The organism is Rhodovulum strictum, from assembly GCF_009649175.1.
GTDB classification, from domain to species: domain Bacteria; phylum Pseudomonadota; class Alphaproteobacteria; order Rhodobacterales; family Rhodobacteraceae; genus Rhodovulum; species Rhodovulum strictum.
This window is the reverse complement of record NZ_WJPO01000001.1, coordinates 179,319-193,429: the sequence shown is the minus strand read 5'-3', so window position 1 is coordinate 193,429 and position 14,111 is coordinate 179,319. Positions and strand designations below refer to the sequence as shown.

Sequence of the window (14,111 nt, the reverse complement as noted above, 5' to 3'; positions counted from 1 at the left end):
CCGGACTCGGTGTAGGCGAATGCGGGGTGACAGGGAACGCCCGAGGGGACCGCGCGCGGACGGCCTGACCCGCGCAGGACCGTACTTCGGACAGGGGGAATCCATGAAAATCAGACATCTGGCCGCCGCTCTTGCCGCGAGTACCGGCTTGCTTTGGGCATCCGGGGCCGCCTGGGCGCAGGACTATACCTTCAAGCTGCACCATTTCCTTGGCGCCAATTCGCCCACACAGACCGAGACGCTGGAACCCTGGGCGCGCGCGGTCGAGGAGAGGTCCGGCGGCCGGGTCAGGATCGAGATCTACCCGGCGATGACGCTGGGTGGGCGGCCGCCCGAACTGATCAACCAGGTGCGCGACGGGGTGGTGGATCTGGTCTGGACCGCGAACGGCTATACGCCGGGGCTGTTCCCGCGGACCGAGGTCATCGAATTGCCCTTCGTCTATCTCAACGATCCGGGCGCGGCGAACCTTGCGCTGCACGAGATGTTCGAGACCGATCTGAAACCCGATTTCCCCGGGGTCGAGGTCATGTTCCTGCATGTCCATGCGGGTCATGCGATCGTGATGCGCGATGCCGGGATCCGCAGCCCGGCCGATTTCGCGGGCCGCAAGATGCGCATTCCCACCCGCACCGGCGCCTGGGTGCTGGAGGCGCTGGGCGCGGTGCCGGTGGCGATGCCGGTGCCCGACCTGCCGCAGGCGATGTCGAAGGGCGTTGTCGAAGGCGCGCTGATCCCGTTCGAGATCGTGCCCGCGCTGAAATTGCAGGAGCAGGCCGGGCAATATGTCGAACTGGCCGACCGCACGAGGCTGGGCACGCTGTCCTTCCAGATGTCGATGAACAAGGCGCGCTGGAACAGCCTGCCGCCCGAGATCCAGCAGGCGTTTCGCGATGCCTCGGGGCCGGAATGGCTGGCCGAACTGGGGCGCATCTGGCGCGGCACCGAGGATGCGGGCATCGCCATGGCCGAGGCTGCGGGCAGGACGCATGTCACCTTGGGCGACGAGGAAACCGCCGCCTTCCGCGCGGCGCTGGAGCCGGTGGTGGATCGCTGGATCGCCGATGTTGCGGCCAGGGGGATCGACGGGGCGACACTGGTCGAACGGGCGCGGGACCTCATCGCGAAACACGGGGCCCGCTGATGACCGACGGCGCGCTGGCCGGGCGGCGGGGCTTGGCCGCGCTGGTCGCGGCGCTGGTCACGGGCTGGGCGCTGCTGGGCGGGCTGGTGCTGGTCGCGGTGATCGCGATGAATGTGGTCTCGGTGATCGGCGGCATCTTCTGGGCGCCCTTTCCCGGCGATTTCGAGATGACGCAGGTGGGCGTTGCCATGGCGGTCTTTGCCTTCCTGCCTTGGTGCCAGTTGACCCGCGCCAATGTCAGCGCCGACATCTTCACCATGCGCGCCCCGCCGCGTTGGGTGGCGCGGCTGGGGCTGGTGGCCTCGGCCGTGGCGCTGGTCTTTGCCGCGCTGTTGCTGTGGCGGATGTCGCAGGGCATGGCCGACCAGCGCGCCTATGGCTACACCACCACGATCCTGCAATTCCCGGTCTGGATCGCCTTCGTGCCGGTGCTGGTCTCGCTGGGGCTGCTGGCGCTGGCAAGCCTTGTGACGCTTTTAGAGGATGCACGCGCCGCGCGCCGGGGCGCTGATGGCTGACGCACTGTCGCTGGGGCTGACGGGGCTTGCCGCGCTGGTCGTGCTGATCGCGGCCCGGATGCCCATTGCCTATGCGATGATCCTGGTGGGCGGCATCGGGATCGTGGCGCTGAACGGCCCGGCCTTGATGCTGAACCAGCTCAAGACGCTGGCATGGGGGCAGTTCTCGATCTACGATCTGTCGGTGGTGCCGATGTTCGTGCTGATGGGCGCGTTCGCGGCGCGCGCGGGGCTGTCGGCGGCGCTGTTCCGGGCGGGCAATGCCTGGCTTGGCTGGATGCGGGGCGGCACGGCGATGGCGGCGGTTGCGGCCTGTGCGGGCTTCGGGGCGGTCTGCGGTTCGTCACTGGCGACCGCCTCCACCATGGGCAAGGTCGCCCTGCCCGAACTGAAACGCCACGGCTATTCCGGCGCGCTGGCCACCGGCACGCTGGCGGCGGGGGGGGTGCTGGGCATCCTGATCCCGCCTTCGGTGGTGCTGATCCTTTATGCGATCCTGGTCGAGGCGAATATCGTCACGATGTTCCTGGCCGCGATGCTGCCTGCGGCGCTGGCGGTGGTGCTGTTCCTGCTGACCATCGCCGCCTATGTCGCGATCCGGCCCGGCGCGGGGCCTGCGGCGGGGGCGGCGGATCGGGCTGAGTTCCGCGCGGCCACGCTGGGCGTGCTGCCGGTCCTTGGGATTTTTGCGCTGGTGCTGGGGGGGATCTATGCGGGGTTCTACAATCCCACGCCGGGGGCCGCGGTGGGGGTGGCGCTGGTCTGGCTTTACGGCACGCTCAGGGGACGGCTGCGTCTGGGCGAGATGCGCGCCGCCCTGCTGGAGACCGCCTCGATCACCGGCATGATCTATCTGATCCTGCTGGGGGCGGAACTGATGAAGATCTTCCTGTCGCGCGCGGGCCTGCCGCAGGCCGCGGCCGAGTGGATCCTGGCCGCCGGGATGGAGCCGATGGCCGTGCTGGTCCTGGTGCTGCTGGCGCTGATCCTGCTGGGCTGCCTGATGGACAGCCTGTCGATGATCCTGCTGGTCATCCCGTTCTTCTGGCCGGTGCTGGTCGAGATCAATGGCGGGCCGTGGCAGGGCGCCGAAGGGGCGGGCTTCGGGATGAGCACCGAGGATCTGAAGATCTGGTTCGGCATCCTTGCTCTGGTCGTGGTGGAACTGGGCCTCATCACGCCGCCGGTGGGTATGAATGTCTTCGTGATCTCGGCCATGGCGCGGGGCACGCCGATGATCGACACCTTCAAGGGGGTGACGCCGTTCTTCCTGTCGGAACTGCTGCGGGTCGGGCTGTTGCTGGCCTTCCCGGCGCTGGTGCTGTGGCTACCGCGGATGCTGGGCGGATAGCCGCGCGTGAACATGCGCAGGATTCATAATCATCGTGACAAGGATGAATTGGACTCGTTTCGTCCAAGGCTCTAGATGCCGGACATGACGCAGCACGCCCAACCCCCCGCCCGCCCTGCCCTGTCGCCCGTCTTCGACGCGATCCGCGCCGCCGCGCGCGAGCGCATCCTTATCCTTGACGGGGCGATGGGCACGCAGATCCAGAAGCTTGGCCTGAGCGAGGGCGATTTCACCGGCTGCGGCGGGGGCTGCGCCTGTCATGTCCACAGCGACAAGCCGCAGAAGGGCAATAACGACCTTCTGAACCTGACCCGCCCCGACGTGATCGAGGAGATCCATTACCGCTATGCAAAGGCGGGCGCGGATATCGTCGAGACCAACACCTTTTCCTCGACCACCATCGCGCAGGCCGATTACGGGCTGGAGGATCGGGTCTTTGCCCTGAACGAGGCCGGCGCGCGGCTGGCGCGGGCCGCGATGGACCGGGCCGCGGCCGAGGACGGACGGCGCCGCTTTGTCGCCGGTGCGCTGGGGCCGACGAATCGCACGGCCTCGATCAGCCCGGATGTGAACGATCCGGGCTATCGCGCCGTCACATTCGACGATCTGCGGGTGGCCTATGGCGAGCAGATCCGCGGGCTGATCGCAGGCGGCGTCGATCTGATCCTGATCGAGACGATCTTCGACACGCTGAACGCCAAGGCCGCGATCTTCGCCTGCGAGGAGGTCTTTGCCGCGCGCGGGGAACGGCTGCCGGTGATGATTTCCGGCACGATCACGGATCTGTCGGGGCGCACGCTGTCGGGGCAGACGCCCACCGCCTTCTGGCATTCGGTGCGCCATGCAAGGCCGCTGAGCGTGGGGCTGAACTGCGCGCTGGGGGCGGATGCGATGCGCCCGCATCTGGCGGAACTGGCGGGCGTGGCCGATACGCTGATCTGCGCCTATCCCAATGCCGGGCTGCCCAACGAGATGGGCGAATACGACCAGACGCCCGACGAGATGGCGGCGCTGGTGGCGGGTTTCGCGCGCGAGGGGCTGGTCAACGTGGTGGGCGGCTGCTGCGGATCGACCTATGACCATATCGCCGCGATTGCCGAGGCGATGCAGGGCCACGCGCCGCGCGCCGTGCCGCAGGTCGCGCCGCGGATGCGGCTGTCGGGGCTGGAACCCTTCACACTGACCCCCGACATTCCCTTCGTGAACGTGGGCGAGCGGACGAACGTCACCGGCTCGGCACGGTTCCGCAAGCTCATCAAGGAAAGGGATTATGCCACCGCGCTGGAGGTTGCGCGCGATCAGGTCGAGAACGGCGCCCAGATCATCGACGTGAACATGGACGAGGGGCTGATCGACTCGAAGGCCGCGATGGTCGATTTCCTGAACCTCGTCGCCGCCGAGCCCGATATCGCGCGGGTGCCGGTGATGATCGACAGTTCCAAATGGGAGGTGATCGAGGCCGGCCTGAAATGCGTTCAGGGCAAGCCCGTGGTCAACTCGATCTCGCTGAAGGAGGGGGAAGCGGCGTTTCTGGAACAGGCGCGGCTCTGCCGGGCCTATGGCGCGGCGGTCGTGGTGATGGCCTTTGACGAGGCGGGCCAGGCCGATACCGAGAATCGCAAGGTGGAAATCTGCGCCCGCGCCTATCGGCTGCTGACCGAGGTGGCGGAATTCCCGCCCGAGGACATCATCTTTGACCCGAACATCTTTGCCGTGGCCACCGGCATCGAGGAGCATGACAATTACGGCGTCGATTTCATCGAGGCCGCGCGCCGCATCCGCGCAGATTGCCCGCATGTGCATGTCTCGGGCGGCGTGTCGAACCTGTCCTTCAGCTTCCGCGGCAACGAGCCCGTGCGCGAGGCGATGCATGCGGTGTTCCTGTATCACGCCATCGCGGCGGGGATGGACATGGGCATCGTCAACGCGGGGCAACTGGCGGTCTATGACTCGATCGACCCCGACTTGCGCGACGCCTGCGAAGATGTGGTGCTGAACCGCCGCAAGGACGCGACCGAGCGGCTCTTGGAGATCGCCGAGCGGTTCCGCGGCCAGGGTGGCGGCGCGGCGCGGGAACGGGATCTGGGCTGGCGCGACTGGCCGGTGGAGAAGCGGCTGGAACATGCGCTGGTCAACGGCATCACCGAGTTCATCGAGGCCGATACCGAGGAGGCGCGGCTGGCCGCGGCCCGGCCTCTGGACGTGATCGAAGGCCCGCTGATGGCAGGGATGAACGTGGTCGGCGACCTGTTCGGCGCGGGCAAGATGTTCCTGCCGCAGGTGGTGAAATCGGCCCGGGTGATGAAACAGGGGGTCGCGGTCCTGCTGCCGCATATGGAGGCGGAAAAGGCTGCCTCGGGCGCGCGGCAGAGCGCGGGCAAGGTGCTGATGGCGACCGTCAAGGGCGACGTGCACGATATCGGCAAGAACATCGTGGGCGTCGTTCTGGCCTGCAACAATTACGAGATCATCGACCTGGGCGTGATGGTGCCCGCCGAGAAGATCCTGAAGGTCGCGCGCGAGGAAGGGGTGGATGTGATCGGGCTTTCGGGGCTCATCACTCCGTCGCTGGACGAGATGGTGCATGTCGCCGCCGAGATGGAGCGCGAAGGGTTCGATGTGCCGCTGCTGATCGGGGGGGCGACGACCAGCCGGGTGCATACGGCCGTCAAGATCGCGCCCGCCTATCGGCGCGGGCAGGCGATCTATGTCACCGATGCCAGCCGCGCGGTGGGCGTGGTGTCGGCGCTGCTGTCCGAGGGCCAGCGCGAGGGCTATGTCGCAGGCATCCGCGAGGAATATCGCGACATTGCCGAGAAGCATGCCCGCGGCGAAGCCGCCAAGGCGCGGGTGCCGCTGGCGGCGGCGCGGGCCAATGCGCTGCGGCTGGACTGGGCGGGCCATGCGCCGGTGCGGCCTGCGATGCTGGGCACGCAGGTTCTGGACGATTGGGATCTGGCAGAGCTTGCCCGCTATATCGACTGGACACCCTTCTTCCATAGCTGGGAATTGCGCGGCGTCTTCCCGCGGCTGCTGGACGATCCTGAAAAGGGCGCCGCGGCGCGGGCGCTTTACGACGATGCGCAGGCGATGCTGGCGCAGATCGTGGCCGAAGGCTGGTTCCGGCCCCGCGCCGTGCTGGGGCTCTGGCCTGCCAATGCGGTGGGCGACGATATCCGGGTCTATGCGGATGAAAGCCGGAAGACCGTGCTGGCCACCCTGCACAGCCTGCGCCAGCAGACCGCGAAACGCGAGGGCGTGCCGCACCTTGCGCTTGCGGATTTCGTGGCGCCCGAGGGCATTGTGCCGGACTATGTCGGCGGCTTTGCCGTGACCGCAGGGGCCGAGGAAATCGCGATCGCGAAGCGCTTCGAGGCCGCGCATGACGATTACAGCGCGATCATGGTCAAGGCGCTGGCCGACCGCTTCGCCGAGGCGCTGGCCGAGCGGTTGCACGAAAGGGTGCGGCGCGAATTCTGGGGCTATGCGTCCGACGAAGCCTTTGCGCCCGAAGACCTGATCGCCGAGCCCTATGCGGGCATCCGCCCGGCCCCGGGCTATCCGGCCCAGCCCGACCATACCGAGAAACGCACGCTGTTCGATCTGCTCGATGCCGAGGCCGCGGTGGGCATCCGGCTGACCGACAGCATGGCGATGTGGCCGGGCGCGTCGGTCTCGGGACTTTTCATTGCACATCCCGAGGCGCGCTATTTCGGCGTCGGCAAGGTCGAGGCCGATCAGGTCGCTGATTATGCCGACCGCAAGGGCATTTCCGTGGCCGAGGCCGAACGCTGGCTGGCCCCGGTGCTGAACTACCGGCCGGGGCCGGGATCGGGCGCGGCGCAGGCGGCCGAGTAGCCGCGCCCTAGCGGCCGCCCCGGCCCCGCGCCAGCCGCAGCGCGGCCAGCGTTGCAAGGGCATGCAGCGCCAGCACGGCACCCGCAACGGCGCACAGGGCCAGGATCGGTCCGGCGACGGGCCAGGCAGCGCTCAGCGGCTGGTGGATGGCGTCGCGAAAGCCGACCACCCCCAGCGCCGCAAACGCCGCCGTGGCCAGCAGGATCGCGCCCTGTGCAGGGGGCGGTCCGGTCAGATGGCCGCGCCTGCGCCCGGTCACGAACAGCAAGGCCGCGTAAAGCGTGATCCCGGCCGAGGTCGCCAGCGCCAGCCCGACCGCACCCAGCGACGGCGCAAGCGCGATCTTGAGCGCGATGTTGAGCGTGGTCGCAATCGCCAACAGCCTGAGCGGCGTTCTTGTATCCCCCCGGCCGTGAAAGCCCGCGACCAGCGAGCGCAGCGCCAGCGCCGGAACAAGGCCCACGGCATAGGCGGCAAGGATCGCGGCGGAGGCCTGCGCGGCCTGCGGATCGAATGCCCCGCGCACGAACAGGATCTCCATCGCCCAATCGCCGGTAAAGGCCATCAGAACCGCGACCGGCAGCCCGACGGCAAGGCAGATCACCAGCGCCCGGTCCAGCACCCGGCGCATCCCCGTCTCGTCCCCGGTGCCTGCGCGCCGCCCGATATCGGGCAGGATGACCGTGCCCAGCGCCACCCCGATCAGCCCCACGGGCAACTGGTAAAGCCGATCGGCGTAATACAGATGCGACAGCGACCCCGCAGGCAGGAAGGTGGCGATGATCGTGTCGGCAAGGATCGCCACCTGCAACGCGCCCGAGGTCAGGATCGCTGGACCCAGGCGGCGAAAGAACAGCCGCGTATCCCCGGACAGGCCCAGCCGCGGCCGGGGCAGCGCGATGCCCGCCCGCCATGCCGCCAGGCCAAGTGCGACGACCTGCGCGATGCCCGAGGCCATCACCCCCCAGGCGGCGGCATGGGCGGTGCTGGGAAAGCGCTCGGCGATCAGCAGCGCGCCGATCATGAACAGGTTCAGCAGGATCGGCGCCGCCGCCGCCGCGGCAAAGCGGTCGCGCCCGTTCAGCAGCGCCGACAGGAACGCCACCAGCGACATGCACAACAGATAGGGAAAGGTGATCCGCGTCAGCGTGACGGTCAGCGGCCAGGTGGGATCGCCCGGCGACAGCCCCGGCGCCAGCACCGCCAGAACCCACCCGGTCGCCCCCAGCGCCAGCGCCAGCAGCGCCAGATTGGCCAGCATCAGCCAGCCCAGCACCTGCGCGCCAAGCCGTGTACTGTCGCCCCCGCGCGCATCCACCGCCGCCCAGGTCGGCAGGAAGGCGGCGTTGAACGCACCCTCGGCCAGGATCGCGCGGAAATGGTTGGGCAGCCGGAAGGCCAGCATGAAGGCATCCGCCACCGGCCCCGCGCCCAGCGTCGCCGCCAGCACGATATCGCGCAGAAAGCCGAGAATCCGGCTTGCCAATGTCAGGCCGGACACGGTTCCAAGCTTGCGCAGCATTCAGCGCTCATTTCCCGGGCGGAACCGGTCGCCATGCCCGAACCGCCGGGCGGGAACGGTTCCCCATTGTAAAGACGAACTGTCTTATCGTTCATGCCACAGAATCGCCACAGCCAACGAGTGAGTCGCCCATGGGCCTTGAGCAGATATTTGTCCTGGTGCTGCTGGGCGTGGTGTTCCTGAGCTTCATCAAGGAATTCTACCCGCCCGAGGTGACGGCGCTGGGCGCTTCTGCGGCGCTTCTGGCAACGGGGATCCTCGAGACCCGCGACTTTCTCAAGGTGTTCAGTTCCTCGGCCCCGATCACCATCGCGATGATGTTCATCATCTCGGCCGCCCTCGAACGCACCGGCGTCGTGGCGATCCTGGGCGAGTTCCTGAAGCGGCAGGCGCGCGGTTCGCTGTTGCGGGCGATGTTGTTGATGATGGTCGGCGCGATGGCGGCCTCGGCTTTCATGAACAACACACCTGTCGTGATCCTGCTGACGCCGGTGATGATCTCGGTGGCGGCCTCGGTCGGGGTGGCGCCCTCGCGGCTGCTGATCCCGCTGTCCTTTGCGGCGATCTTCGGCGGCACGCTGACGCTGGTCGGCACCTCGACCAACATCCTGATGAGCGGGGTGGCCGAACAGGCCGGGCAGCCGCCGATCACCATGTTCGAGATGACGCTGCCGGGGCTGATCTTTGCCTCGGTCGGGATGCTTTACATGGTGATCGCCGGGCGCTGGCTGCTGCCGGACCGTGCGTCGCTGTCCAGCGTTCTGGGCCAGGAAAGCAAGCGCCGGTTCATGGCGCGCCTTCTGATCCCGCAGGGGTCGAAATATGTCGGCAAGACGCTGAAGGATCTGCCCTTCAACACGGCCGAAACGCGCATCCTGGACGTGGTGCGCGGCGAGGTCTCGATGCGGCGCAGGATGAATGAACTGGCGCTGGAACCGGGCGACCGGGTGGTGCTCAAGACCGGCACGGGCGAGATCCTGGGACTGAAGGAAAACGGCCAGGTCGAATTCCGCGACATGGACGATCAGGGTCTTGCCCCGGTGACCGCCGAGCAGACGATCACCATGGAGGCCAGCGTCGGGCCGAAATCGCATCTGCGCGGGCGGCCGATCAAGGATCTGAAGCTGCGCCGGAAATACGGCGTCTACCTGATGGCGGTGCATCGCGCCGAACAGAACATCTCGCAGGATCTGCCCGAGTTGCGGCTGCAATTCGCCGACACGCTGCTGCTGGAAGGGCCGCCCGAAGGCATCCAGCGGCTGATGGAGGATGGCGGCATCATCAACCTTTCGGCCCCGTCCGAACGCGCCACGCGCCGCGCGAAGGCGCCGATCGCCATTGCCACGATCCTGGGCGTGATGGGACTGGCGGCGTTGAACGTGATGGATATTGCCGGGCTGGCGGTGATCGGCGCGGTGATCGTGATGATGACCCGCTGCGTCGACCCGGAAGAGGCGTTCGACGCCATCGACTGGCGCATCCTTTTCCTGATCTTCGGCATGCTGGGGTTGTCGATGGGGCTGGAAACGACCGGCACGGCACGGGTGATCGTCGAGAATGCGGTCTTGGCGGTTGGCGGCCTCGGGCCGCTGGCGATCCTGGCCGTGGTCTATGTGCTGACAAGTGCCCTGACCGAAATGGTGTCGAACAATGCCGTGGCGGTGCTGATCGGGCCCATCGTAATCGCGCTCGCGGTCGAGCTGGGGCTTGATCCGCGGCCCTTCATCCTGGCGGTGATGTTCGCCGCCTCGGCCAGTTTCGCCACGCCCATCGGCTATCAGACCAACACCTTCGTCTATGGCGCAGGCGGCTACAAGTTCAGCGATTTCATCAAGGTCGGTCTGCCGCTGAACGTGATCTTCGCCGTGATCGCGGTGCTGGTCATCCCGCTGTTCTTCCCGTTCTGACGCCCGGCGGCGCGCGCGCGCCTAGCCGATCAGGGCAAGCCCCGCGCCCCCCGATGCGGCCAGGATCACCACCGCCCAGGGCGGCGCCCGCCACAGCATGAGCGCCAGGAAACAGGCCAGCGCAAGCGCGAAATCCCGCATGTCGCCGATGGCGCCGGTGAAGACCGGCGCATAAAGCGCCGCCCCCAGGATGCCGACAACCGCCGCATTCGCCCCGCGCATCAGCGATTGCGCCCGCGCCATGGCGCGGAACCGGTCCCAGAAGGGCAGAACCCCGGTCAGGATCAGAAAGCCCGGCAGGAAGATCGCGGCCAGCGCCAGCGCCGCGCCCAGGACGCCGCCCGGCCCCTGCCCCTGCACCGCGCCCAGGTAGGCCGCGAATGTGAACAGCGGCCCGGGCACCGCCTGCGCCGCGCCATAGCCCGCCAGGAACGCCTCTTGCGAGACATGGCCGGGACCGACCAGTTCGGCCTGCAACAGCGGCAACACCACATGCCCGCCCCCGAAGACCAGCGCGCCCGCGCGGTAGAAGCTGTCGACAAGCGCCAGCACCGGGGAAAATCCCGCCACAAGCGGCAACAGCACCAGAAGCGCCACGAACGCGCCCAGCGCAGCAAGGGCCGCGCGGCGCGAGACGGGCATCGCGACCGGACCGCCGACCGCGCCGCCCGCACCAGGCCCCAGCACCAGCCCGGCCAGCGCGCCCAGCGCGATGGCCCCCACCATGCCCCATGCGCCCGGCACGAAGGCCAGCAGAACGACCGCCCCCAGGGCAATGGCCGCGCGCGCGCGGTCGGGGCAGAGCGTGCGCGCCATGCCCCAGACAGCCTGTGCCACGATGGCCACGGCAACGATCTTGAGCCCGGCCAGCGCACCGGTCCCGACCGGTCCCGCTATCGCGGCGGCGGTCATCGCAAAGACCAGAAGGATCAGCGCCGAAGGCAGCGTGAAGGCGGCAAAGGCCGCCAGCGCCCCGCGCCATCCCGCCCGCATCAGCCCCAGCGCAAAGCCCGCCTGCGACGAGGCCGGGCCGGGCAGGAACTGGCACAGCGCGACAAGATCGGCATAGGCGGCATCGGACAGCCAGCGCCGCCGCGTCACCAGTTCGTCGCGGAAGTAACCCAGATGCGCGATGGGCCCGCCGAAAGAGGTCAGCCCGAGTTTCAGGAATACGGCAAAGACCTCGCCCGCTCCTGCCTTGCCCCCTGCCCTGTCCGGCATCGCCCCGGTCCCTCCGCTTGCAGCCGCCGCGCCCGCTGGCAGCCGGTTTCCGGTGCGCGACGGCCGCCGGATCACCGCGCCACCGATCAGGCGACCGGCCAGCCCCCCATGGCAGCGATCCTAGGCCCCGCGCAGGGGCGCGGCAAGGCAGGGGCGCGGCGGTGCGCTCAGAGGATCGGCGCGAACAGCCGCGCCACCCGCGCGCCGCTGCGGCGCAACAGGTTCGGCGCGTCATCCAGCCGGGTTGTGTGGGGTTGGCTGCGGGCGAAATCGGCGCTCAGCATGTCGGCGACGGTGCGCGCGAAATCGCGGTCGAAGACCAGCGCCGTCACCTCGAAATTCAGTCGGCAGGACCGGTTGTCGAGATTGACCGTGCCGACCGAGGCCATCGCCTCGTCCACCACCAGAACCTTCTGGTGCATGAAACCGTCGGTGTAGCGGAAAATGCCCACCCCGGCATCCAGCATCTCGTCGAAATAGGCGAAGGCAGCCAGCCAGACCAGCCAGTGATCGCGCCGGGCCGCGACGAGGATGCGCACATCCACCCCGCGCAGCGCGGCCAGCGACAGCGCGGACAGGATGTCGGTATCGGGCACGAAATAGGGCGAGGCGATCCAGATGCGGTGCTGCGCGGCATGGATCGCGTTGCAGAAATACAGGCTTCCGGTCTCCAGCCGATCGGCGGGACCGGGTGCGACCACCAGAACGTCCAGATCCTGCGCCGCCGCGGGGGGCTGCCAGTCGAGATCCAGACGTTCCTCGGTGGCCCAGAACCAGTCCTCGGCGAAGATCAGTTGCAACTGGGCGACGGCAGGCCCCGACAGCGCCAGATGGGTATCGCGCCAGCGCCCGATGCGCGCGTCCCGCCCCACATATTCGTCCCCGACATTGTGCCCGCCCAGAAAGCCCTCGCGCCCGTCCACCACGACGATCTTGCGGTGGTTGCGGAAATTCACCTGGAACCGGCTGTGCGGACGGCGCAGCGAGTGGAAATCGGCCACGACCACACCGGCCTCGCGCAGCGCGGCGCCATAGGCTGCGGGCAGGCGGTGGCTGCCCAGCGCATCGTAAAGCAGCCGCACCTTGCAGCCCGCCTGCGCCCGCGCGATCAGCCGGCGCTGCAAGTCGCGGCCCAGGTCGTCGTCGCGCAGGATATAGGTCTGCACCAGCACGAAGCGTTCGGCCCGGTCGATGGCCGCGAAGATCGCCGCATAGGTCGCAGGCCCGTCGACCAGCAGCCGCACCCCGTTGCCCGAAACCGCATGCAGCCCCGCGATCGCCTCGAAGCCCGCCAGCGGGCGGCGCAGCCCCTCGGGCAGGGCCGAGGCGTCGGCGCGGCTGGCCGGGTCGAAATCGGGCAGCGCCGCGATCGAGGTTTGCGAGGATCGCCGCGCGGTCACGTAGCCCGGCAGCCGCCAATGGCCGAGAAAAAGGAAGATGGGCAGCGCCAGATAGGGGGCAGCGATCAGGAAAACCACCCAGCCCACCGCACCCTGCGGTGTGCGCGAGATCCGGATCGCCCGAAAGGCCGCCCAGATCGCCGCGGCCTCGAGCGTCAGCACAAGGACGGGGATGAGAACCTCCAGCATGGGATGATGCTGTCCCTGCCCGGCGCGGAAGGCAAGCGCAGGGTGGTCGCGGGGGGCTCAGCCAGCCGCCGCCATGTCGGCCCAGATCGGCAGGTGATCGGAACTGACCCGCGCGCGCGGGCTTTCATGGACCCCCGCCGCAGCCAGCGTCAGCCCGCGCCCATGCGCGATCCGGTCAAGCCCGGCACGCGGGCGGCTGGCGTGATAGGTCTTGCCGGGTGCGACGACCCGGAAGCGGCCCGCCAGCGGCTCGAAGCCGCGATCCTCGGACCATTCGTTGAAATCGCCCAGGATCACGGTGCGCGCGCTTTCATCCTCGCAAAACCGCGCGCCGATGGTTTCGAGCTGGCGCCGCCGCCAGCGCCTGAGCAGCGCCAGATGCACGCCGACCAGCGTGATCGCCCGCCCGTCATTGCAGCCGATCCGCACCATGACCGCGCCGCGCGGCTCCAGCCCCGGCAGGGTGATCCGCTCGGAGGCCATGATTGTGGTGCCGCGGCGCACCAGCACCGCGTTGCCATGCCAGCCAAGGCTGACATCGTTCGCGGCCAGATCGACGACGACCAGATCGGTCTCGCGCTCGATCAGCGCGCGCGGCAGCGCCGCGGGCCGGTCGCCGAGGCGCTTGTCGGCCTCTTGCAGCACGACCGCGTCGGCGCCGATCTCGTTGATCACGTCAATCACCCGCGGCGCATCGCGCTTCCAGTCAAGCCCGACGGCCTTGCGGATGTTGTAGCTGGCCACGCGCAGCGGCAGCGCCTGCGCGTCGGTCCGGGGCGGCATTGGCAGGCGGGGGGCGGGCGTCATGCGCCGGAAGGTAAGACCGAGGGGGCCGGAAAACAACCACCGCGCACAGGGTCGGCCGCGTTGCGACGCCGGAATTGGGCGGATCGCCCGGTTCCCCGCCCCAAACCGCGCCCATCGTCGCGAAATGCGCACCCGTCCGGCGACTTGCGGGGCTTTGGCACCGCGGACGCTGCGAAAGCTCCGCGCGTTTGCCG

General features: G+C 68.6%; 9 protein-coding genes. 5 read left to right on the top strand and 4 right to left on the bottom strand.

What is annotated here, in order from left to right:
• The first annotated feature begins 103 nt into the window (after positions 1–103).
• From GH815_RS00930 to metH, 4 genes are all read left to right on the top strand, one after another.
• Positions 104–1,144: a TRAP transporter substrate-binding protein gene (locus GH815_RS00930; protein WP_153746853.1), complete on the top strand. Its 1,041-nt coding sequence runs from the start codon at positions 104–106 to the stop codon at positions 1,142–1,144.
• On the top strand, positions 1,144–1,662 hold the full coding sequence (locus GH815_RS00925) for a TRAP transporter small permease (RefSeq protein ID WP_153746852.1): 519 nt from the start codon (positions 1,144–1,146) through the stop codon (positions 1,660–1,662). Before GH815_RS00930 ends, GH815_RS00925 begins: the two co-directional genes overlap by 1 nt.
• Positions 1,655–3,013 (top strand): TRAP transporter large permease, encoded by a 1,359-nt coding sequence (locus GH815_RS00920; protein WP_153746851.1) that lies wholly within the window; start codon positions 1,655–1,657, stop codon positions 3,011–3,013. The genes GH815_RS00925 and GH815_RS00920 overlap by 8 nt, the downstream gene beginning before the upstream one ends.
• Positions 3,014–3,097: 84 nt before the next feature.
• Positions 3,098–6,871 (top strand): methionine synthase, encoded by a 3,774-nt coding sequence (gene metH / locus GH815_RS00915; protein ID WP_211365026.1) that lies wholly within the window; start codon positions 3,098–3,100, stop codon positions 6,869–6,871.
• 7 nt (positions 6,872–6,878) lie between these two features.
• On the opposite strand, the gene murJ is transcribed toward metH, so the two are convergent.
• Entirely contained in the window at positions 6,879–8,393 is a 1,515-nt protein-coding gene (murJ, locus tag GH815_RS00910; protein WP_153746849.1) for a murein biosynthesis integral membrane protein MurJ, read from the bottom strand.
• A 131-nt stretch (positions 8,394–8,524) separates the two neighbouring features.
• Between murJ and GH815_RS00905 the strand changes: the two genes are divergently transcribed.
• Entirely contained in the window at positions 8,525–10,300 is a 1,776-nt protein-coding gene (locus tag GH815_RS00905; protein ID WP_153746848.1) for an SLC13 family permease, read from the top strand.
• A gap of 21 nt (positions 10,301–10,321) precedes the next feature.
• On the opposite strand, the gene chrA is transcribed toward GH815_RS00905, so the two are convergent.
• From chrA to GH815_RS00890, 3 genes are all read right to left on the bottom strand, one after another.
• Positions 10,322–11,521: a chromate efflux transporter gene (chrA, locus tag GH815_RS00900; RefSeq protein WP_153746847.1), complete on the bottom strand. Its 1,200-nt coding sequence runs from the start codon at positions 11,519–11,521 to the stop codon at positions 10,322–10,324.
• A gap of 167 nt (positions 11,522–11,688) precedes the next feature.
• Positions 11,689–13,110, bottom strand: coding sequence for a cardiolipin synthase (gene cls, locus GH815_RS00895; protein ID WP_153746846.1), 1,422 nt, complete (start codon positions 13,108–13,110; stop codon positions 11,689–11,691).
• Positions 13,111–13,167: 57 nt separating this feature from the next.
• Complete coding sequence (locus GH815_RS00890; protein ID WP_246176240.1) at positions 13,168–13,917, bottom strand: endonuclease/exonuclease/phosphatase family protein; 750 nt, start codon at positions 13,915–13,917, stop codon at positions 13,168–13,170.
• Positions 13,918–14,111 lie beyond the last annotated feature (194 nt).

Excerpts from the sequence above, each read along its gene's own strand:
- GH815_RS00930 (WP_153746853.1), top strand. The coding sequence starts at position 104 with ATGAAAATCAGACATCTGGCCGCCGCTCTTGCCGCGAGTACCGGCTTG.
- GH815_RS00925 (WP_153746852.1), top strand. The coding sequence starts at position 1,144 with ATGACCGACGGCGCGCTGGCCGGGCGGCGGGGCTTGGCCGCGCTGGTC.
- GH815_RS00920 (WP_153746851.1), top strand. The coding sequence starts at position 1,655 with ATGGCTGACGCACTGTCGCTGGGGCTGACGGGGCTTGCCGCGCTGGTC.
- metH (WP_211365026.1), top strand. The coding sequence starts at position 3,098 with ATGACGCAGCACGCCCAACCCCCCGCCCGCCCTGCCCTGTCGCCCGTC.
- murJ (WP_153746849.1), bottom strand. The coding sequence starts at position 8,393 with ATGCTGCGCAAGCTTGGAACCGTGTCCGGCCTGACATTGGCAAGCCGG.
- GH815_RS00905 (WP_153746848.1), top strand. The coding sequence starts at position 8,525 with ATGGGCCTTGAGCAGATATTTGTCCTGGTGCTGCTGGGCGTGGTGTTC.
- chrA (WP_153746847.1), bottom strand. The coding sequence starts at position 11,521 with ATGCCGGACAGGGCAGGGGGCAAGGCAGGAGCGGGCGAGGTCTTTGCC.
- cls (WP_153746846.1), bottom strand. The coding sequence starts at position 13,110 with ATGCTGGAGGTTCTCATCCCCGTCCTTGTGCTGACGCTCGAGGCCGCG.
- GH815_RS00890 (WP_246176240.1), bottom strand. The coding sequence starts at position 13,917 with ATGACGCCCGCCCCCCGCCTGCCAATGCCGCCCCGGACCGACGCGCAG.